The organism is Citrobacter sp. FDAARGOS_156 (genome assembly GCF_001559235.2).
Classification (GTDB): domain Bacteria; phylum Pseudomonadota; class Gammaproteobacteria; order Enterobacterales; family Enterobacteriaceae; genus Citrobacter; species Citrobacter youngae.
The window spans coordinates 1,492,813-1,512,148 of the sequence record NZ_CP014030.2 but is presented as its reverse complement, the minus strand read 5'-3'; the positions used below and the strand labels follow the sequence as shown (position 1 = coordinate 1,512,148).

General features: G+C 53.8%; 20 protein-coding genes and 1 other RNA gene. 6 read left to right on the top strand and 15 right to left on the bottom strand.

The annotated features are described in order from the left end of the window. Positions 1–31: 31 nt before the first annotated feature. Both AL515_RS07335 and yczE read right to left on the bottom strand, forming a co-directional pair. On the bottom strand, positions 32–385 hold the full coding sequence (locus AL515_RS07335; RefSeq protein ID WP_061067436.1) for a DUF1428 domain-containing protein: 354 nt from the start codon (positions 383–385) through the stop codon (positions 32–34). Between the two features lie 82 nt (positions 386–467). Further along, positions 468–1,079: a membrane protein YczE gene (gene yczE, locus AL515_RS07330; protein WP_061067435.1), complete on the bottom strand. Its 612-nt coding sequence runs from the start codon at positions 1,077–1,079 to the stop codon at positions 468–470. A gap of 86 nt (positions 1,080–1,165) precedes the next feature. On the opposite strand from yczE, the gene yczR reads away from it, so the two are divergent. After that, positions 1,166–2,593 (top strand): MocR-like transcription factor YczR, encoded by a 1,428-nt coding sequence (gene yczR / locus AL515_RS07325; protein WP_061067434.1) that lies wholly within the window; start codon positions 1,166–1,168, stop codon positions 2,591–2,593. Between the two features lie 59 nt (positions 2,594–2,652). On the opposite strand, the gene AL515_RS07320 is transcribed toward yczR, so the two are convergent. The 3 genes from AL515_RS07320 to ffs form a co-directional block, all read right to left on the bottom strand. Beyond that, entirely contained in the window at positions 2,653–2,871 is a 219-nt protein-coding gene (locus AL515_RS07320) for a hypothetical protein (RefSeq protein WP_005125184.1), read from the bottom strand. Beyond that, positions 2,868–3,119, bottom strand: a complete 252-nt coding sequence (locus AL515_RS07315; RefSeq protein WP_048212417.1) for a hypothetical protein — start codon at positions 3,117–3,119, stop codon at positions 2,868–2,870. Before AL515_RS07315 ends, AL515_RS07320 begins: the two co-directional genes overlap by 4 nt. A 198-nt stretch (positions 3,120–3,317) precedes the next feature. Further along, positions 3,318–3,414: signal recognition particle sRNA small type (gene ffs / locus AL515_RS07310), an RNA gene on the bottom strand. An 84-nt stretch (positions 3,415–3,498) separates the two neighbouring features. On the opposite strand from ffs, the gene AL515_RS07305 reads away from it, so the two are divergent. Then, on the top strand, positions 3,499–3,888 hold the full coding sequence (locus tag AL515_RS07305) for an MGMT family protein (protein ID WP_086523608.1): 390 nt from the start codon (positions 3,499–3,501) through the stop codon (positions 3,886–3,888). 31 nt (positions 3,889–3,919) lie between these two features. Here the strand turns inward: AL515_RS07305 and AL515_RS07300 are convergent, their stop codons facing one another. After that, the gene (locus AL515_RS07300) at positions 3,920–4,489 is read right to left on the bottom strand and encodes a YbaY family lipoprotein (protein ID WP_048212418.1); all 570 of its coding nucleotides are present in this window, start codon (positions 4,487–4,489) and stop codon (positions 3,920–3,922) included. A 212-nt stretch (positions 4,490–4,701) separates the two neighbouring features. Between AL515_RS07300 and tesB the strand changes: the two genes are divergently transcribed. Further along, positions 4,702–5,562 carry an acyl-CoA thioesterase II gene (gene tesB, locus AL515_RS07295; RefSeq protein WP_061067433.1) on the top strand — a complete coding sequence of 287 codons (861 nt, stop codon included), beginning with the start codon at positions 4,702–4,704 and terminating at the stop codon, positions 5,560–5,562. Positions 5,563–5,612: 50 nt separating this feature from the next. Here tesB and amtB read toward each other — a convergent pair whose 3' ends face one another. The 5 genes from amtB to decR form a co-directional block, all read right to left on the bottom strand. After that, positions 5,613–6,899 (bottom strand): ammonium transporter AmtB, encoded by a 1,287-nt coding sequence (amtB, locus tag AL515_RS07290; protein WP_048212419.1) that lies wholly within the window; start codon positions 6,897–6,899, stop codon positions 5,613–5,615. 31 nt (positions 6,900–6,930) lie between these two features. Continuing rightward, a complete protein-coding gene (gene glnK / locus AL515_RS07285) occupies positions 6,931–7,269 on the bottom strand; it encodes a P-II family nitrogen regulator (RefSeq protein ID WP_003021657.1) in 339 nt (112 codons plus the stop codon). A gap of 256 nt (positions 7,270–7,525) precedes the next feature. Further along, positions 7,526–9,304, bottom strand: a complete 1,779-nt coding sequence (locus tag AL515_RS07275; RefSeq protein WP_061067432.1) for a SmdB family multidrug efflux ABC transporter permease/ATP-binding protein — start codon at positions 9,302–9,304, stop codon at positions 7,526–7,528. Continuing rightward, entirely contained in the window at positions 9,297–11,069 is a 1,773-nt protein-coding gene (locus tag AL515_RS07270; RefSeq protein WP_061067431.1) for a SmdA family multidrug ABC transporter permease/ATP-binding protein, read from the bottom strand. The genes AL515_RS07275 and AL515_RS07270 overlap by 8 nt, the downstream gene beginning before the upstream one ends. A gap of 44 nt (positions 11,070–11,113) precedes the next feature. Continuing rightward, positions 11,114–11,572 carry a DNA-binding transcriptional regulator DecR gene (decR, locus tag AL515_RS07265; RefSeq protein WP_005125175.1) on the bottom strand — a complete coding sequence of 153 codons (459 nt, stop codon included), beginning with the start codon at positions 11,570–11,572 and terminating at the stop codon, positions 11,114–11,116. 112 nt (positions 11,573–11,684) lie between these two features. On the opposite strand from decR, the gene AL515_RS07260 reads away from it, so the two are divergent. Next, positions 11,685–12,740 (top strand): PLP-dependent cysteine synthase family protein, encoded by a 1,056-nt coding sequence (locus AL515_RS07260; RefSeq protein WP_086523606.1) that lies wholly within the window; start codon positions 11,685–11,687, stop codon positions 12,738–12,740. A gap of 50 nt (positions 12,741–12,790) precedes the next feature. Here AL515_RS07260 and cof read toward each other — a convergent pair whose 3' ends face one another. Then, positions 12,791–13,609, bottom strand: a complete 819-nt coding sequence (gene cof, locus AL515_RS07255) for an HMP-PP phosphatase (protein ID WP_061067430.1) — start codon at positions 13,607–13,609, stop codon at positions 12,791–12,793. A gap of 100 nt (positions 13,610–13,709) precedes the next feature. Between cof and AL515_RS07245 the strand changes: the two genes are divergently transcribed. Together AL515_RS07245 and queC are read left to right on the top strand one after the other, a co-directional pair. After that, positions 13,710–15,410 (top strand): SgrR family transcriptional regulator, encoded by a 1,701-nt coding sequence (locus AL515_RS07245; protein WP_061067429.1) that lies wholly within the window; start codon positions 13,710–13,712, stop codon positions 15,408–15,410. A 65-nt stretch (positions 15,411–15,475) separates the two neighbouring features. Next, positions 15,476–16,171: a 7-cyano-7-deazaguanine synthase QueC gene (gene queC, locus AL515_RS07240; protein ID WP_003021638.1), complete on the top strand. Its 696-nt coding sequence runs from the start codon at positions 15,476–15,478 to the stop codon at positions 16,169–16,171. A 117-nt stretch (positions 16,172–16,288) separates the two neighbouring features. On the opposite strand, the gene fadM is transcribed toward queC, so the two are convergent. From fadM to ppiD, 3 genes are all read right to left on the bottom strand, one after another. Then, positions 16,289–16,687: a long-chain acyl-CoA thioesterase FadM gene (gene fadM / locus AL515_RS07235; RefSeq protein ID WP_003021636.1), complete on the bottom strand. Its 399-nt coding sequence runs from the start codon at positions 16,685–16,687 to the stop codon at positions 16,289–16,291. Between the two features lie 106 nt (positions 16,688–16,793). Then, complete coding sequence (locus AL515_RS07230) at positions 16,794–17,168, bottom strand: helix-hairpin-helix domain-containing protein (RefSeq protein WP_048212425.1); 375 nt, start codon at positions 17,166–17,168, stop codon at positions 16,794–16,796. Positions 17,169–17,314: 146 nt separating this feature from the next. Next, entirely contained in the window at positions 17,315–19,189 is a 1,875-nt protein-coding gene (ppiD, locus tag AL515_RS07225) for a peptidylprolyl isomerase (RefSeq protein ID WP_061067428.1), read from the bottom strand. Positions 19,190–19,336: the final 147 nt, after the last annotated feature.

Genomic DNA, 19,336 nt, shown 5'->3' with positions numbered 1-19,336 from the left:
TGGCTGGCGGCACGCCGCACAGCCAGTCATGTCACTCTTCCATAATGGGCGAGAATCCACCGTAGATCATTCGCTTGCCATCAAATGGCATAGATTCACCAAACTCCTTCATACGGGGATCGGACATCATCTTCTGGTTCGCCGCATCGCGGACTTCTTTGGAAGGGTATTCAATCCAGCTGAATACCACTTCTTCATGATCCTGCGCTTTCACCGCCATACGAAAATCGGTCAACTTACCGTCGGGAACATCATCAGCCCAACACTCCACAACGCGCAGTGCACCGAATTCCTTGAAAAGCGGCGCAGCCTTTGCCGCCATCGCGATATATGCCTCCTTGTTTTCGGCAGGAACGGCAACAACAAAACCATCAACATACTTCATCAGATAAACCTCCGAAGTGTACTGCGCGGCAAGCCGATTCCAGCCGCGTCAGTCGAGGTTAAGTTTAGTCGTCAGCAGGCAATCACGCCGTAGGCTCATTCCGAACACAAATACGTGACTGCGGCAGATGACGAAACCACGGCAGGCAAATCTGAATTAACGGTCCAATAGCTAACGCATACAGTACCGTTCCAACACCCACGGTTCCGCCAAGAAGCCAACCGCTGAGCAAAACCGACACCTCGATTGCGGTCCGGATAGTCCGTACAGACCAACCAGTACGCGCATGAATGCCGGTCATCAAGCCGTCACGTGGGCCCGCACCAAAACCGGCGCCAATGTACAGACTGGTGGCTAACGCGTTCAGGATCACCGCCGCAACCAGCAGTCCACTGCGCGTCAGTAGCGATTCGAATCCTGGGATCACCGCCAGCGCGGCATCTGCCGCCAAACCAATCATAATGACATTGCTGAGAGTGCCAAATCCGGGGCGCTGGCGCAGTGGTATCCATGCCAGCAGGACCAATACACCCACGGCGATGATCACCAGGCCGATATTCATCGATAATAGATTTGCCACGCCCAGATGAAATACGTTCCACGGATCAGCCCCTAAATCTGCACGGACAAACATCGCCGTCGAAACGCCGTACAGCGCCAGTCCAACATACAGCTGAAGTAAACGACGCAGCATAATTTTCTCCTCGCCTCTCAGATAGCTTTCATCTTCACCGCAATTGGCACTATGATTAATGTCCAGTTTTCAAAAAGTGGACTGCTATGTCATCTCGCCGTTACGGAAGTCAATCTTTGCAGCGCCTGCTAGGGCACTGGCAGGAAAGCCCCTCGCGAACGCCTATCTGGCGACAACTGGCGGAAGCGTTACGTCTGCTGATCCTGGATGGTCGACTGGCACTGGATAGTCGCTTGCCCGGCGAACGCGAGCTCGCTGCCGTTCTGGAAGTGAGCCGAACCACCGTCGCCAGCGCCATGGCGCAACTGCGTGAAGAGGGATATCTGGAAAGCCGTCATGGGAGCGGCTCACGGGTGATCCTGCCGGAACACATTCGTCATGTGCCTACGCGAACCAGTACCGGCACAGCGTTGGATTTGTCCACAGCGGCCCTCAGCGCCGGGCCAGAAATTCATCAGGCTTACCAACAAGCGTTATTTGCGATGCCGCAGCATTTGCTGAGCTCCGGGTATCTGCCGCAGGGACTGGCGGTTTTGCGTGAATCCATCGCCCGGCATTATTGCGAACGTGGATTACCCACACAGTCGGATGAAATAATGGTCGTGAACGGCGCGGTCAGCGGCCTGGCGTTGATCCTGCGTTTACTCACCGGTCCCGGCGATCGCGTAGTGGTCGATCACCCCACGTATCCGCTGGCGATTGCCGCAATACAAGGGGCATCATGTCGCCCCGTCGGCGTTTCGCTGCCTGAGCACGGTTGGGATACAGCGGGTCTGGTTGCCACCCTCGCGCAAACAGCCCCGAGAATGGCCTATCTGATGCCGGACTTTCACAACCCGACCGGGCGCTGTATGGACGCCGAAACTCGCCAGGTTGTGGCGGATATTGCGGAAAGAACCTGCACCACGCTGGTGGTCGATGAGACCATGGTGAACCTGTGGTATGACGCCCCGCCTCCGCCTCCACTTGCTGCATTCAATCGCGATGCGCCGGTGATCCTGCTGGGATCGGCAGGGAAAAGCTTCTGGGGAGGTCTGCGTCTGGGATGGATTCGGGCCTCGTCACGTACTATTGCCGCGCTGGTACAGACTCGCGACACATTTGATTTAGGATCACCAGTGCTTGAACAGCTTGCCACGGGTTGGTTGCTGGACAATGCGGCCGATTTTCTTCCCGACAGACGGCAATTGCTCACCACCCGGCGCGATCTGTGCCATGACCTGATGAAGACACATTTCCCGGAGTGGCAGTTTACTCAACCACAGGGGGGACTCTCTTTCTGGGTTGAATTACCCGATACGCTGGCAACGCTCTTTGCCACCCGTGCCGAAAGTGCAGGTATTCAGTTGGGTACCGGGACGCGCTTCGGCCTGGATGGCGCATTCGATCGCTTTTTGCGTATGCCCTTTGCTCTGCCCGATGACACAATGCGCTCGGCTTTCCGGACGTTGCAACCCATTTGGGATAATCTGCGTTTACAGGCAAGTCACGGGAAAATGCGCAAAATAATCTAAGCGACGAGTCAAAAGACTCGTCCTGGAATACCGTGATGGACGAGGATGTCTGGGCATTATTACCGCTGAGGAGGAACCGGGAACCCCTTCAGGGAAATCACAAAATTCTCGCCGTCTTTCTTAATTTTCGCCCCGGCATCGCACCAGTCAGAAGCAATACGGAAAAACTCATCGCTACCGACATTCCAGCTCAGACGAACATGTTTCACATAACCGGAACGTAGCAATTCACAGGCTTCGCCATAATTACAGGCGGTTGAGAGCGGTTGTTGTTTCATTTTTTCTTCTTCAGTAATCTGCGCAATGCTTTGATTTCTTTAGGAGTCAGTGCTTCAACCACGGATTCTTCCGTATGCTGGCTATCAATATCATCAGCGGAGACTCCCGCCTCTTCAATGGCGGAAAACGCGATAAGTAGCAATTTTTCCGTCGAGATACTTAGGTTCTCATTATTCACTTCAGCGTAGTGACGCAGTTTTTCTTTTAGCGCCTCATCAATTTTGACATTCAATACAGCGGTCGACATCGTAGAAAATCCTTGTGGTCAGCCAAAACACACCGGATGTAAGACCATGTCGTTACAGCGCGATGGCAGCGGCAAAAGCATCAAATAACATCCCCGAAACACATTGACAGCATTTGATGACAATAAAATGACAATACGATGACAAAGAAAAGAAGATGAGAAGAATTGAGATTGCCGGACGGCAGAATTGGGTGGGGGCCCTGCCAGCTACATCCCGGCACACACGTCATCTGCCCTGGCTGCTTCCTTCCGGACCTGACCTGGTGAACAGAGTAGCGTTGCGGGAGAACCAACAGAGCCCCCATTGAGAGCGTTGTCAACCAACGCGCAGGCGCATTATCACTGCTGCACCCGGTAATTGCAACCCATCCAGCACCGGATGCTGTTTTCTTGTGCAATGAAGCTTCACTACCTCGTCATTCGGGATTACGCTGGAGGATTAGCGCAGGAAAAAACGATGGATATACAAGACTCTTTCCCTCAACGCGTCTGGCAAATCGTTGCCTCAATCCCCGAAGGATTCGTCACCACCTATGGCGATGTCGCCAGGCTTGCTGGCTCACCGCGTGCTGCTCGCCAGGTAGGCGGCGTGCTTAAGCGTCTCCCCGAAGGCAGCACTTTGCCCTGGCATCGGGTGGTTAATCGTCATGGTGCCATTTCGCTTACAGGTCCAGACCTACAACGACAGCGTCAGGCGTTGCTGGCGGAAGGTATTGTGGTTTCAGGGAGTGGACAAATCGATTTACAGCGCTATCGCTGGGTGTACTAACCCCCTCCGGATGGAGAGGGTTAGAATGCCCTTAGTACTGTGTCGGGGCAGGAACGGCGGAAGACGGATTCACCTGTGTGGGTGACGTTGACGGTACCGTTGTCGCGGCACCACCACTCGCCTGTACTGGAACAGCCGTCTGCTGGACCGGGACCAGGGTCAGGTCGGCTTTAGTCCCTCCCTGATTGATCACCGTCTGGACGGTATCAGTAATAAAGACCAGTTTATCATTCACCGTAATCGCCGCACTCAGCAGAATACGGGCGTTCGGCTGAATATCTGCCGGGTTAAACGGGAGTACGAAGCTGAATGGTGCTTGTTTACCCTCGGTACGTACAACTTTTTGCGACAGCACTTTTGACGGTGCATCGGCAAGCGATGCATCTGACAGTGTTACGGTCAGCACGGCATCCGGCGGTAAGGCAACTTTCTGGCGGATCCATACCGTACCAGACACATTCGGCTGTTGAATTTTTGACTGTGTGTCAGCAATTGACGTATTAGGGCTTGGCGCAGGTGTCTGAATATCCGCGCTTTTATCAGCACAGGCCGCCAGAGCGACCGCAACCGCTAAACCACTTACCATGTGCACGAGTTTCATTAAATTCTCCTTATCATCTATGCACCAGCGAGAACTTTCCTCGCCAGAAGAGTGGTTAACAAAAACATAACGTGACTAAGTGTGGCACAAGACAGCTGGTTTTGCCTGTAATCGGCCAGTAATTCAGACAATTGCACCCATCGGACCACTTTCAAAATTGCGTTATACTCTGCCTACCTCGCTGCGAGAACGCTATTACCTGGAGAGCACGTATGAGTCTGGCACTGAAAAATTTGCTGACATTGTTAAATCTGGAAAAAATTGAAGAAGGACTCTTTCGGGGCCAAAGTGAAGACTTAGGGTTACGTCAGGTTTTTGGGGGGCAGGTTGTCGGTCAGGCGCTGTATGCCGCAAAAGAAACCGTACCGGAAGAGCGCCTGGTGCACTCCTTTCACAGCTACTTTTTACGTCCGGGCGATAGCCAAAAGCCCATCATCTATGATGTCGAAGTGCTGCGTGATGGTAACAGCTTCAGCGCCCGCCGCGTTGCCGCGATCCAGAATGGGAAACCCATTTTTTATATGACTGCCTCTTTCCAGGCACCAGAAGATGGGTTTGAGCATCAAAAAGAGATGCCGGCAGCGCCTGGCCCTGAAGAGCTTAAATCAGAAACTGAGATCGCCCGTTCGGTCGCTCACCTGCTGCCGCCGCTGTTGAAAGAAAAATTTATCAACGACCGCCCGCTGGAAGTACGTCCGGTGGAATTTCATAATCCGTTAAAAGGTCACGTTGCCAACCCGACTCGCCAGGTGTGGATCCGCGCTAACGGCACGCTGCAGGACGATCTACGCGTCCATCAGTATCTGCTGGGTTATGCTTCAGACCTGAACTTCCTGCCCGTTGCTTTACAACCGTATGGCATTGGTTTTCTGGAAAAAGGGATTCAGATCGCTACGATCGACCATTCTATGTGGTTCCATCGTCCTTTTAATATCAATGAGTGGCTGCTGTATAACGTCGAGAGTACTTCGGCCTCCGGCGCACGGGGCTTTGTTCGCGGGGAGTTTTATACGCAGGACGGCGTGCTGGTTGCTTCTACCGTGCAGGAAGGGGTAATGCGTAATCGTAATTGAGAATTACCGGATGGTGACGCAAAAGCGTTGCCATCCGGCAGATTGAAACATCAAGCGTTGTAAGCGTTCTCGCCGTGGCTGTTCACATCCAGACCTTCGCGCTCCTGCTCCTCCGGTACGCGCAGGCCTACCGTCATGTCCGCCAGCTTATAGCCAATGAAAGCCACCACACCGGACCAGACAATGGTGATCGCCACGCTTTCCAGTTGTACCAGCAACTGATGCCCCATGGTAACGCCTTCGGCAAAGCCTACGCCGCCCAGAGAGCTGGCCGCGAAAACGCCGGTCAGGATGCAGCCGACAATGCCGCACACGCCGTGAACACCGAAGACATCACACGGGTCATCAACACGCAGAAAGCGCTTCAGCATGGTTACGCCCCACAGGCCAGCCAGCCCCGCAGCGACACCGATAATCAGCGCGCCGCCGACACCGATATAGCCACAGGCAGGTGTCACGCCTACCAGACCGGCAATGGCGCCAGAACACGCGCCCAGCAGGGACGGTTTGCCACGCAGCGCCCATTCACCGAAGATCCAGCCGAGAATGGCGGCCGCGGTGGCAACAACGGTATTGACGAAGGCCAGCGCGGCAATTTCATTCGCCATACCCGCGGAGCCAGCGTTAAAGCCAAACCAACCGATATAGAGAATAGCCGTGCCGGTAAAGACCATTGGCAGGTTATGTGGCTTAAACGCTTCTTTGCCAAAACCGACGCGTTTACCAATCAGATAAGCCCCAACCAGGCCGGCAATCGCAGCATTGATATGTACTACCGTACCGCCCGCAAAATCCAGCGCACCGTGAGTAGCCAGCAAACCGCCGCCCCAGACCATATGGGCAATGGGGATGTACGACAACGTTAACCACACCACCACAAAAATCAGCACCGCAGAGAACCGAATGCGCTCAGCCAGTGCACCGACAATAAGCCCAACGGTAATGCAAGCGAAAGACCCCTGAAAGGCAACGTGAATGTACTGGTAGAAGCTCCCCGTGACCGCCGTCAGTGCAATATTCTTCAGCATGACCCAGTTGAAGTTACCGAAGAAATTATTTCCTTCGCCAAAGGCCAGTGAGTAGCCATAAACCACCCATAAAATACAAACCAGAGCGAATGTCACCGTAACCTGGGTCAGCATCGACAACACGTTCTTACCGCGAATCAAACCGCCATAGAACAGCGCAATGCCTGGGATAGTCATAAACAGCACCAGCGCGGTACAGATCATCATAAAAGCGTTATCCGCTTTATCTGCAACCGCCGGTGCCGCCATCGCCAGACCCGGCAGCAGCGCCAGTGAAGCAATACCCGTTTTCATCGTCGCTATCTTCATTTTTTGGTTTCCTATCACTGTGTGCCAGACGTTACAGTGCGGCTTCGTCGGCTTCGCCGGTACGAATACGAATCACGCGTTGCAGCTCGGCGACGAAAATTTTGCCGTCGCCAATTTTTCCGGTGTAGGCGGCCTTACTGATGACATCAATTACGCCATCCAGTTGGTCATCAGCAATTGCCACATCAATCTTCACTTTGGGTAAGAAGTTGACGCTGTATTCAGCTCCCCGGTACAACTCGGCATGACCTTTTTGTCGGCCAAACCCCTTCACTTCGGTGACGGTCAGCCCCTGAATACCAATAGACGACAATGCTTCACGGACGTCTTCCAGTTTGAACGGTTTGATTACCACGGTAACCAGCTTCATAGATCCCCTCCAGTCAGAATTCAGTAGTGGCTGCAGATACACCAAATGAATATTGCAAGGGATGTGCCAGGAATGAAAAACGCGGGATGATTCAGCCGCACGGGGTACGGCCAGGAGAGAAAAAGAAAAAACGCACTATAACGGTGCATAGTGCGTTACATTTTTGCACCAGATTGTTGATTGTCGGATGGCGGCGAAAACGCTTTCTCAGGCTTACGAAACCACTCTGGCTGTAGGCCTGATAAACGCAGCGCCATCAGGCGATTGCCGAATCTTCGTTTACGCTAGCCGCCAGCTCTTCGCCCGCCAACTGCAGTTGATACATTTGCCAGTAGCGGCCCTGTGCGGCAAGCAGTTGCTGGTGCGTGCCGCGTTCAACGGCCTGTCCCCGGTGCAGTACCAGAATAGTGTCAGCATCGACAATAGTGGATAACCGATGCGCAATCACCACCAGCGTGGTGTGCTCACGCACCGCTGCCAACGCCTGCTGAATAGCCTGTTCAGTACCGGAGTCAATGCTGGCCGTCGCTTCGTCCAAAATCAGCACCTGCGGCGTTTCCACCAATACCCGCGCCAGCGCCAGCAGCTGTTTCTGCCCAACTGATAGATTATTGCCCTGCTCGCCCAGCCGGGTATGAATACCCTCGCTCAGACCCCGCGCCAGCTCGGCCAGCTGTACGGTTTCCAGCGCCTGCCACACCCGTTCTTCTGAGATATCACGACCCAGCGTGACGTTTGCCAGGAAGGTATCCGCCATCACCACCGGATCCTGTTGCACCATCGCCACGCCCTGGCGTAACACACTGTGGCTCAGTGAAGACAGCGGTCGTCCGTCCAGACGGATTTCCCCCTGCGTCAGCGGGTAGTACCCCATCAGCAGACTGGCGAGCGTGCTCTTGCCGCTACCGGTATGCCCGACCAACGCCACAAAACTGCGCGATGGCACGGACAGACTGATGTTTTGCAGCACCAGATTGTCGTCACGATAGGCAAATGAAACGTTATCCACCCCAATGTCCCCGCTCTTCAGCGGTCGATCATCTTCACCATAGCGCTGACGAGGCCCGTCCATCAGTTCGAACACTCGCTCGCCGGCGACAACCGCCTGCTGCAGCATTGATTGCTGGGTGGTCAGCTCGATCAGCGGCTCGTTCAAACGGCCGAGGTAGCTGATAAACGCGTACAGCACGCCAACCTCAATGGAGCTGCCAGAGGTAAAGCTGAACAGCATCAGCAAACCGCAGAGGATCAGCGCCGAGAAAAGGCTCAGTAGCGGGCGCAGCAAAAAGCCATCCAGTCGCAGGGTTTGCATACGCGCCATATAGTGCGAGCGGCTGGCCTCCCCCATTCTCTCGCCAAATCGCGCCTGCTGGCGGAACTGCTGGATAACGCTCATGCCGTTGATGACTTCGTTAAAGCCATCGTTAATATCCGCCAGATAGGCGCGAACCCGACGCACAATGGGGGTGCTGTAGCGCTGATAAATGACCATCACCACCAGCACTGCCGGGAATATGGCCATCGCCACCAGCGCCATCCGCCACTCAAGGCTGAACATCGCGACCAGCATAGCGCCGATTAAGGCGGCGCTGCGCAGTACCGTCGCGACCACCGTCACATACAGGTCACGGATCACTTCGGTGTCATTAGTCACCCGGGAGATAAGCTGCCCGACTGGCTGAGTATCGAAAGCACTGAGCGGCTGGCGTAGCGCGGCATCCATCACATCGGTACGTAACTGCTGCACCACGCCAACCGCCGCCTGGTTAAACAACAACGACTGCGCGTAATGCAGGCCCGCCGCCAACAGTTGCAGACCGACATATGCCGCCACCAGCCCAGCCACCATCGCCAGCGGCAGATTGTTTTTCGCCACCATGTTGTCGATAAAATAGCTGATGAGCAGCGGACCACTCACCTCCGCCGCTGCCGCCACCCATAGCATGACCACCGCAATTGCCAGCTGTTTTCGCCACGGAGAGCCGTACGCCAGTAGCCTTTTCAGGGTCGGCCATAGCTGCCCAAAACTACGCATTAGCCGCCTCCTCGTTTACTTCTGGCGCATCAGACAGCGCCGCTTCCAGTTGCTGATAACGGTACATATCACGATACCAGCCGGGTTGCTGCACCAGCGCATCATGTTCGCCACGCTGAGCAATATGTCCGTGCTGCATCACGATAATTTCATTGGCTTCTGTCAGCGCAGATAAACGGTGAGCGCTGATTATCACGGTTCTGCCTTCTCCCCACTGGCGCAGGTTATGCAGGATTTGATGTTCAGTACGACCATCCACCGCCGATAACGCATCGTCAAGAATCAGGATTTCAGCATTCAGCAGCAGCGCTCGGGCGATAGAAATACGCTGTTTTTGTCCACCGGACAGCATCACCCCGCGTTCACCCACTTCGGTGTCATAGCCTTGCGGAAGACGTAAAATATCCTCATGCACGCTGGCCAGACGTGCAACATGTTCGATCTCTTCCTGTGTGGCCTGTGGGCGTCCAAGCGCTATGTTGTTGGCGACCGTATCCGAGAACAAGAAAGGTGTCTGGCTGACCACTGCCAGACGGCTACGCCAGCTATCAAGTTGCAAGCGAGTTAACGGGATATCATGAAAGCGCACATCGCCCTCGGTGATATCAAAATGACGCTGGATCAGCGACAACACCGTACTTTTACCCGCGCCAGTCGGGCCACAAATACCCAGCATCTGCCCTGGCTTAAGCTGGAAATTCACATTCTCCAGCACCGGATGAGCCGTTTGCGGGTAGCGAAATTCGCGAATTGCCACCGCCAGCTCGCCGCGTCCTTCCGGCACGGGTTCTGTGCCGTCATCCACTACCGGCGCTTCAGCCAGCATGGCGCGAATACGGCTATACGCGGCGCTGCCTCGCTCAACAATGTTAAACATCCATGCCAGTGCCAGCATCGGCCAAATCATCAGCCCGAGATACATCATAAAACTGGTTAACTGACCAAGGGTCAGAGAGCCATGAACCACCATCCAGCTTCCCCCGGCGATAGCCAGCAGGTTAGCCATACCAATGGCGATATAAATCGTGGGGTCAAAACGGGCGTCAATGCGGGCGACCCGTAAGTTTTTCTTGCCGGTATCTTTAGCATCTGCGGCAAATAGCGCCGACTGTCGGTCTTCCAGACCAAAAGCCTTAATCATACGGATACTGGTCAGGCTTTCCTGAGTACGATCGTTAAGGCTGGAGAACGCTGCTTGCGCAACCTTAAAACGGTTATGGAGTCGATCACCGTAACGTTTGATCATTATCGCCATCACCGGCATTGGGAGTAGCGCGATAAGCGTCAGCTCCCAACTGATTTGCGTAGACATCACGATCAACACCGCGCACCCCATGACCAGCGAGTCCACCAGCGTCAATACACCTTCGCCAGCCGCAAACACCACCCGATCAACATCGTTAGTTGCACGCGCCATCAGATCGCCGGTGCGATGACGCAGATAAAATTCAGGATGCTGGCGGCTCAACTGGCGGTAATAGTCTTCGCGTAGTTCAACTGCCAGTTGGTAGGATGCGCCGAACAAAAGTACGCGCCAGACATAGCGCAACAAATAGACAACCACCGCAATCAGGGCAATCGTGCCAACCCACATCAGCAGTCTCTCGGTGGTGAACCGCTGTGTCGTCACGCCGTCCACGATGATACCGACCACTTTTGGCGGGATAAGCTGAAGAATAGCGATGATGATAAGCAAGGCCACCGCCCCGAGGTAGCGACGCCACTCCCGGCGGAAGTACCAGCTTAATTGAGCAAATAATCGCACGCGTTATGTCCTGACAAGATTTCCGGCAATGATCACCGGGAGAGTTATTCAATAGGTAGAGCAGTCGTGTATTTAATCTGTTCCATCGCAAAACTGGAGGTAACATCAGACAGGCCCGGTACGCTATTCACCAGACGCTTATAGAAATCATCATAGCGTTTCATATCAGCAACCTGCACCCGCATCAGGTAGTCGTACTCCCCAGCCATTCGCCAGAAACCCAGCACCTCCGGCATCCCGGTCACTTCGGTGACAAAGCGGCAGTACCACTCGCTGCTATGATGCTGGGTTTTAATCAGCACAAACGCGGTTAAACCCAGCCCCAGTTTTTCCGGATCCAGCAGAGCAACCTTGCCCAGCAGAATGCCGTCATCCTCAAGCCGCTTGAGCCGTTTCCAGCAGGGGGTGGTCGTCAGATTAACGGCATCGGCTAACGCCTGCAAAGAAAGGGTGCAGTCTTGTTGCAGTAGGCCAAGCAGCTTACGGTCAATTTTGTCTAACATATCCACTCCACAGAGAAGAATTTTCTCCTTACATTCTATTTTAAAGGCTAAATGGCAACAATTTTTTCCGTGCTTTTCGCTATTCTGGGCACAAAATGACAAATGGATATTAATGATGAATAGCTCCTGGGTTAAAAACGCCATCAATGAAATTAATGCGGATTACCAGCGTTCTGCCGATACGCATCTTATTCGCCTGTCGCTTCCGGCGTTTCCGGGTATTCAGCTCTATTTGAAAGATGAGAGCACGCATCCAACCGGTAGCCTGAAACATCGCCTGGCACGTTCACTGTTTCTCTACGGACTGTGTAATGGCTGGATCAAAGAAGGCACCACGATTATCGAATCGTCATCGGGATCAACGGCGGTTTCTGAAGCCTATTTCGCCCGCCTGCTTGGACTGCCGTTTATTGCCGTTATGCCTTCCTGTACGGCAAAACGCAAAATTGAACAAATTGAATTTTATGGCGGCCGCTGCCACTTCGTGGAAAGCGCCTGCGAAATTTATGCGGCTTCTGAACAGCTGGCACGTGAACTGAACGGGCATTATATGGACCAGTTCACCTATGCTGAACGCGCCACCGACTGGCGTGGTAACAACAATATTGCCGACAGTATCTTCCGCCAGATGCAGTGTGAACCCAACCCCGTGCCTCGCCATATCGTGATGAGCGCCGGAACCGGCGGCACCTCCGCAACCATTGGTCGCTATATTCGCTGTCAGGGCTACGACACTCGTCTGATGGTGGTGGACCCGGAGAATTCGGTTTTTCTGCCCTTCTGGCAGGATCGCGATGCGACATTGCGCAGCCCGGTCGGCAGCAAAATTGAAGGCATCGGCCGTCCGCGTGTCGAACCGTCCTTCATTCCTGACGTAGTTGATGAAATGCTGCGTGTGCCGGATGCCGCAAGCGTTGCCACCGCGCACTGGCTGGAAACGCAGTTGGGTCGTAAAGTGGGCGCCTCAACCGGAACCAACATGTGGGGGACGTTACAACTTGCCGCCCGTATGCGCGACGCCGGAGAAACGGGGTCGCTGGTGACGCTGCTGTGCGACAGCGGCGAACGCTATCTGGAAACCTACTACAACCCGCAGTGGGTTGACGCGCACATCGGCGATTTAACGCCGTGGAAAGCGGAACTTGCCCAGTTGCTGAATACACACTGAGCAGACAAAAAAAAGCCAGACGCGAAGTCTGGCTTGCTGGAAGGGATCTCTCATTCGGGGGAATAAGGTAGATGCGGATTGTCCAGCCAATGCGTCAAAAAGTGAGATACAGCCTGATTGCGGCAATGCCCAATCACCGATAAATGCGGCAGTTCAGCCATCAGTTGCGGCATTGCGTTACCCATAATCAGGCCGCGCCCAACGCTACCTAACATTTCGCGATCGTTCATGGCATCGCCAAATGCCATACACTCGGACATTGAATATCCTAAGTGGTCACTCAACACCGCCAGCGCGGATCCTTTGTTACAGCCCAGCGGTAGTACCTCAAGGCAATCAACCGCGGAGAAACAGAGATTCGCCTGTTCTCCCAGCGCTTCATTCAGTTGAATGCGCAATTGGATCAGAGACTCATGATCGCCGCAGAAACAGATCTTCGTTACCTGATGAGCCGGAATACGTTTCACATCGACGATCTGGTAGCGAAATCCGCTATACACATGCGCCTGTAGCAGCGAGGGTATCTCTTGTCCGGTGAACCAACCGTTGTCATTAAAGACATGCATGCTGCCGGTGGTATCCCATTTCTGATGTAACACGATATCCGCAACATTCGGATCCAGATCCTGACGGTGCAACACGTCGCCCTCAAGAGAGTGAATGCGCGTGCCGTTACCGGTGATCAAAAAGGCGTCCAGTGAGATAGAACCCAAAATGTGGCGCATTTCCAGCACATGGCGGCCAGTGGCAAATGTCAGGGTGATATCGCGTTCACGCAGACGCGCCAGCGTTGAAAGCGTTTCGTCACCTAAATGGTGATTCGGCATCAAAAGGGTGCCATCCATATCAAATGCAGCCAGACGAGCCATTTCTTTCTCCACACTGTGACGCGGTTAACTTGTGATTCAGTATCACCTGAGATATACGGAAGTAATAGTGAATAGATAAAATGAATTGTTCCGGGTTTATATGAGATTGTTGAATCGCCTGAACCAGTATCAACGCCTGTGGCTGCCTTCGAACGGAGAACCGCAGTCGGTGACCGTCGGGGAACTGGCTGAACGCTGTTTTTGCAGCGAGCGCCACGTGCGAACCCTGCTAAAGCAAGCGCAGGATGCAGGCTGGCTGGAGTGGCACGCTCGGTCCGGACGCGGGAAACGCGGAGCATTACGTTTTTTGGTCACCCCAGACTCGCTGCGCAACACGATGATGGAGCAGGCACTGCAAAAGGGTGAACAGCTCAGCGTACTGGAACTGGCTCAACTGGCCCCCGGGGAATTAAGAACCCTGCTGCAGCCGTTTATGGGCGGGCAATGGCAAAATGATACGCCAACCCTGCGTATCCCCTATTATCGCCAGCTCGAACCTTTGCATCCTGGATTCCTGCCCGGTCGCGCAGAGCAGCACCTTGCCGGACAGGTATTCTCTGGCCTGACACGTTTTGACAGCACTACGCAACGTCCCAGTGGAGACTTAGCCCACCACTGGAATATCTCCGCTGACGGCCTGCGCTGGGATTTCTATATTCGTTCCACCCTGCATTGGCATAACGGCGATACGGTAAGCAGCACGCAGCTACATCAACAGTTGCTGAAGCTGTTAGAGTTACCTGCGCTGAATAAGCTGTTTATCAGCGTAAAGCGCATTGAGGTGACGCATCCCCAGTGTCTGACCTTTATTCTGCATCGTCCCGACTTCTGGCTGGCGCACCGTCTGGCGAGCTACAGCAGTCACCTGGCGCATCCTGAGCACCCGTTTGTGGGTACCGGCCCGTTCCGGTTGACGCTGTTTACTCCCGAGCTGGTGCGTATCGAGAGTCACGATCACTACCATCTGAGTCATCCGCTATTGAAAGCCATTGAATACTGGATAACCCCACAGCTTTTCTCCCAGGATTTGGGCACCAGCTGTCGCCATCCGGTGCAAATTGCGATTGGTAAACCTGAAGAGTTACCAATGCTAAGCCAGGTAAGCAGCGGGATCAGCCTTGGTTTTTGCTATCTCACACTCAGAAAAAGCGCGCGCCTGAATACGCAACAGGCCCGTCGACTGGTCAATATTATCCACCGCTCTTCGCTGCTACAGACGCTTGAGGTGGATGAAAACCTCATTACTCCCAGCAATGCCCTGCTGCCAGGATGGACTATCCCGCAATGGGATGAACTGGACGAAGTAGCGCTCCCGGAAAAACTGACGCTGGCTTACCACCTGCCGGTAGAACTGCACGCCATGGCTGAACAGCTTCGCCAGGCGCTGGCACTGCTTGGATGTGAATTAACCCTTATTTTTCATAATGCTAAAAACTGGGATGGCGATCATCCTTTAGCCCAGGCCGACCTGATGATGGGCGACAGGCTGATTGGTGAAGCACCTGAATATACTCTCGAACAGTGGTTGCGCTGCGATCAGCTCTGGTCACATGTATTGAATGCACCCGCATACACACATCTGCAAACGACCCTGGATGCCCTACAAATCCAGGCCGATGAGGACGATCGCCATGCGGCTTTACAACAAGTTTTCGCCACGCTGATGCATGACGCAACCCTGACGCCGCTGTTCAATTATCACTATCGCATCAGCGCGCCGCCGGGCGTGAACGGCGTACGCTTGAATCCGCGTGGCTGGTTTGAGTTCACCGAGGCCTGGTTACCGCCCCCTTCATCGTGAAGAAGCTGGTCGGCGACACGCCCAGGCGCTACCATAAGGGCTTCGTTATTTTGTCAGGAAAAGCCATGAAACGTGCCGTTGTTGTATTCAGTGGAGGTCAGGACTCCACGACTTGTCTGGCGCAAGCGCTGCATCAGTATGATGAAGTGCACTGCGTGACCTTTGATTATGGTCAGCGCCATCGCGCTGAGATTGATGTCGCACGTGACCTGGCCTTAAAACTTGGCGCACGCGCGCACAAAGTGCTTGATGTCACGCTGCTCAGTGAACTGGCTGTCAGCAGCCTGACCCGCGATAATATTCCGGTACCCGATTACGAACCAGATGCGAACGGCATTCCCAATACCTTTGTGCCAGGACGCAATATTCTGTTCTTAACGCTGGCAGCAATTTACGCGTACCAGGTGCAGGCAGAGGCCGTCATTACCGGCGTTTGCGAGACCGATTTCTCTGGTTATCCGGACTGTCGTGACGAGTTCGTCAAAGCGCTGAACCATGCCGTAAGCCTGGGGATGGCGAAAGATATTCGCTTTGAAACCCCACTGATGTGGATCGATAAAGCCGAAACCTGGGCGCTGGCTGATTACTGGGGCAAGCTGGACCTGGTACGCGAAGAAACACTAACCTGCTATAACGGCATCAAAGGTGACGGTTGCGGTCACTGTGCGGCGTGTAATCTGCGTGCCAACGGCCTGAACCATTATCTGGCGGATAAACCGGCAGTGATGGCGGCAATGAAGCAGAAAACCGGCCTGAAATAATAGAGCGAATAGTGCCGGATGGCGGCGTAAACGCCTTATCCGGCCTACCGACAGCGTTCATCGTACGCAATGTCGCCCGTAGGCCTGATAAGCGAAGCGCCATCAGGCAACGTTGAGCTACTGCACCATCTGCTCCAGTTTTTCGCGTAACTCCCCTTCCAGCGGCAGCGCTTTTTGCGTTTTCAAATCAATACAGACGAAGGTAATCAACGCGTCAGCCACCACCTGCCCTTCCGGCTCCAGGGTAATTGTCTGGTTTAACACCCCGCTTTTGCCATTTAGCTGTTGCACCTGACTGGTGATGGTCAGCAGGTCGCTTAGCACCGCTGGACGGCGGTAGTTAATATTTATATTCACGACCACAAAAGCGATGTTGTGTGCGGTCATCCATTGAAAGCTGTCGCTGTTTTCCAGACCATCCCAACGGGCTTCTTCCAGAAACTCGAGATAGCGGGCGTTGTTGACGTGCTGATAGACATCAAGATGAAAACCACGGACTTTGATTTGTGTTTGCATAGCGCAGGGGCCTTACGTTGTTTTTATAGGAACAGACTTTAGGGTAAAGAGGTCATAACTGGTATGACCTCTACAGTCTGGCAAATTTTCAGCGCTGTGCAAGTTATTAAAGTGTTAAAACTGCCAGGTTACGCTCCACCAGCGAACTGCCCATACCCGGTACCTGCTTTAAGTCCTCCACCGTTTTAAACGGTCCGTACTCCTCACGATAGCTCACAATCGCCTGCGCTTTCTTCAGACCGACGCCATTCATGACTCGCGCTAAATCCTCCGCGGAAGCGCTGTTGATGCTTACCCTGGTGCCTTCATCGTCGCTTGCTTTAGCGGGCTGTGTGGCTTTGCTTTGTGCCGCCCCTGAGTTTTCCGCTTTGGTTTGAGTCGCCTGGCTTTTGGCGACAGCCTCAGCCGCCAATGCAGTTTGGGCCATACCAGCGCAGGTCAATGAAAGAGTGATAAGCAGGGCTTTGATTCCATGTTTCATACTGTTTTCTCCTTGTTTGTTAACAGTGGAATCACGATAGCGAGGTGCAGAACAGCAGACAAACGGCAAATATCAAAAATGGAAAAGGCCGCGAAAGCGGCCTTTTGTAGATACAAACTTTTGCAATTTTTTGCGAGCGGACTCGGTTATTGCTGCTGTTCCAGCGCATCACCGACTTTAATTTTTGCCGCTTTACGCAGGTTACTCATCAGCGCTTCGAAGACAATCTGCGCGTTGTTCTGAGTGATCCCCTGAACCATCGCTTTCTTCTGCGCTTCAGGCATAGAACCGGCTTTCACCTCGTCCAGCGCCAACAGTACAACGTTACCCTGCATATCGTTCGCAACACCGTAGCTCGGCTTGTCTTTCGCCGGCAGGCTCAGACCAAAGGCAGCCTGACTCAACGGATCCTGACCCGTACGGCTCAGCGTTTTCGCCTCGCCAAAGCTCAGACCCGCCGCTTTCAGCGCTTCATCGCCTTTACCGGCTTTCAGATCCGCCAGCAGTTTATCGGCATCAAGCTTCGCCTGCTGCTCTGCTTTATTGTGCTTAACGAGCGCAGTTACCTGCTCTTTCACTTCAGCCAGTGGCTTCACGGCTTCTGCTTTGTGTTCGCTAATACGCAGCACGAACGCGCGATCGCCATCCACGGTGATGATATCGGAGTTACTGCCGGGTGTTCCGTTCTCGCCAACCAGACCACCATTGAAAATGATGTCAGCGACTGGTTTGAAATTCAGTTCTTCCGGCAGGCTGTCGCGGCTAAACCAGCCCGTTTCAACCGCTTTCATACCTGCTGCCTGCTCTGCACCCGCCAGAGATTCGTTATCGTTGCTGGCGGCATCGCTCACTTTCTGTTGCAGCGCATAGTAGGCATCCAGCGCTTTTTCCTGCTTCACTTTCGCCGCAATGTCCTCACGGGCTTCGCTCAGCGGTTTAACCTGCGCAGGCTGTACGTCATCAAGACGCGCCACGAGGAAACCAACGGAAGACTTAATTACGCCAGACAGTTGGCCTTTTTCTTTCAGACCGGCATTTTTCAGCTCATCTGGGGTGGTAGAGTCTTCCAGCCAACCCATATCACCGCCGTTACGGGCAGAGATGATATCGGCAGATTCTTCTTTCGCCAGAGTCGCAAAATCACCGCCTTTGTTCAGCGCATCAAGCACCGCTTTTGCTTCATCTTCCGTTTTGGTCTGGATGATGCTATAGCGGTTACGCTGCGGCTGAGTGAACTGATCCTGATGCTGGTCATAATAAGACTGAATATCAGCATCGCTGGCGGTTTCCTGCATTGCTGCAGCGTCCAGCTTGATATAGCTCACACGGAACTGTTCCGGCGTCATAAAGTTGTTTTTATTCTGCTCGTAGTAGCTGGCCACTTCTTCGTCGGTAACCGACTGCTTCGCGGCCAGTGCGTTAACGTCAATCGTCGCTTCACGCACGATACGTTGCTGTGCAACCAGTGCAGCCAGTTCGTCCGTTTCCCCCTTCAGCATGAAGTCGGTCCCGGCAACGCCGTTGATCAACTGTTGCGTGGTGAGCTGGTTACGCAATGCCTGAGCGTACTGGTCTGCGGTCATGCCCATCTGATTCACAATCGCGTTGTAGCGGTTGTTATCAAATTTGCCGTCAACCTGGAAGGCCGGTGTGGCGAAAATAGCCTGCTTAATCTGATCGTCGCTAATGTTGAGCTTAAGCTCACGGGAGTACTGATCCAGCAGCGCTTCGTCCACAAGACGATTCAGCACCTGCTGACGCAGCGTTTTCATATAACCTTCGTTCGCCGCCAGCTCAGAATATTGATCGCCCAGCTGTTGCTGCATGCGGTTACGTTCGCTGTTGAACGCATTCTCGAACTGCCCGCGGCTGATCTCCTGGCCATTCACTTTAGCGGCGTAGTTATTGCCCCCGCCAATCAGGTAACCACTCACGCCGGTCAAAATGAACGACACGATAATGATACCGAAAATAATCTTGAGCACGAGACTGTTAGCAGCCGTGCGTAAGCTGTCCATCATGGTGTAACCACACTCCGCTGTAGATGACTATACGCGTTATCCTTCAGGCCGTCTGCGCGTTGACACAACAACGGCGGCAAGGATTTTGAGTATATATGCTTCACGCAGCATAGCGTTTCCTGAACGCTGCGCACAAAGGCCTATTGT

Excerpts from the sequence above, each read along its gene's own strand:
- AL515_RS07335 (WP_061067436.1), bottom strand. The coding sequence starts at position 385 with ATGAAGTATGTTGATGGTTTTGTTGTTGCCGTTCCTGCCGAAAACAAG.
- yczE (WP_061067435.1), bottom strand. The coding sequence starts at position 1,079 with ATGCTGCGTCGTTTACTTCAGCTGTATGTTGGACTGGCGCTGTACGGC.
- yczR (WP_061067434.1), top strand. The coding sequence starts at position 1,166 with ATGTCATCTCGCCGTTACGGAAGTCAATCTTTGCAGCGCCTGCTAGGG.
- AL515_RS07320 (WP_005125184.1), bottom strand. The coding sequence starts at position 2,871 with ATGAAACAACAACCGCTCTCAACCGCCTGTAATTATGGCGAAGCCTGT.
- AL515_RS07315 (WP_048212417.1), bottom strand. The coding sequence starts at position 3,119 with ATGTCGACCGCTGTATTGAATGTCAAAATTGATGAGGCGCTAAAAGAA.
- AL515_RS07305 (WP_086523608.1), top strand. The coding sequence starts at position 3,499 with ATGCTGTTTTCTTGTGCAATGAAGCTTCACTACCTCGTCATTCGGGAT.
- AL515_RS07300 (WP_048212418.1), bottom strand. The coding sequence starts at position 4,489 with ATGAAACTCGTGCACATGGTAAGTGGTTTAGCGGTTGCGGTCGCTCTG.
- tesB (WP_061067433.1), top strand. The coding sequence starts at position 4,702 with ATGAGTCTGGCACTGAAAAATTTGCTGACATTGTTAAATCTGGAAAAA.
- amtB (WP_048212419.1), bottom strand. The coding sequence starts at position 6,899 with ATGAAGATAGCGACGATGAAAACGGGTATTGCTTCACTGGCGCTGCTG.
- glnK (WP_003021657.1), bottom strand. The coding sequence starts at position 7,269 with ATGAAGCTGGTTACCGTGGTAATCAAACCGTTCAAACTGGAAGACGTC.
- AL515_RS07275 (WP_061067432.1), bottom strand. The coding sequence starts at position 9,304 with ATGCGTAGTTTTGGGCAGCTATGGCCGACCCTGAAAAGGCTACTGGCG.
- decR (WP_005125175.1), bottom strand. The coding sequence starts at position 11,572 with ATGTTAGACAAAATTGACCGTAAGCTGCTTGGCCTACTGCAACAAGAC.
- AL515_RS07260 (WP_086523606.1), top strand. The coding sequence starts at position 11,685 with ATGATGAATAGCTCCTGGGTTAAAAACGCCATCAATGAAATTAATGCG.
- cof (WP_061067430.1), bottom strand. The coding sequence starts at position 13,609 with ATGGCTCGTCTGGCTGCATTTGATATGGATGGCACCCTTTTGATGCCG.
- AL515_RS07245 (WP_061067429.1), top strand. The coding sequence starts at position 13,710 with ATGAGATTGTTGAATCGCCTGAACCAGTATCAACGCCTGTGGCTGCCT.
- queC (WP_003021638.1), top strand. The coding sequence starts at position 15,476 with ATGAAACGTGCCGTTGTTGTATTCAGTGGAGGTCAGGACTCCACGACT.
- fadM (WP_003021636.1), bottom strand. The coding sequence starts at position 16,687 with ATGCAAACACAAATCAAAGTCCGTGGTTTTCATCTTGATGTCTATCAG.
- AL515_RS07230 (WP_048212425.1), bottom strand. The coding sequence starts at position 17,168 with ATGAAACATGGAATCAAAGCCCTGCTTATCACTCTTTCATTGACCTGC.
- ppiD (WP_061067428.1), bottom strand. The coding sequence starts at position 19,189 with ATGATGGACAGCTTACGCACGGCTGCTAACAGTCTCGTGCTCAAGATT.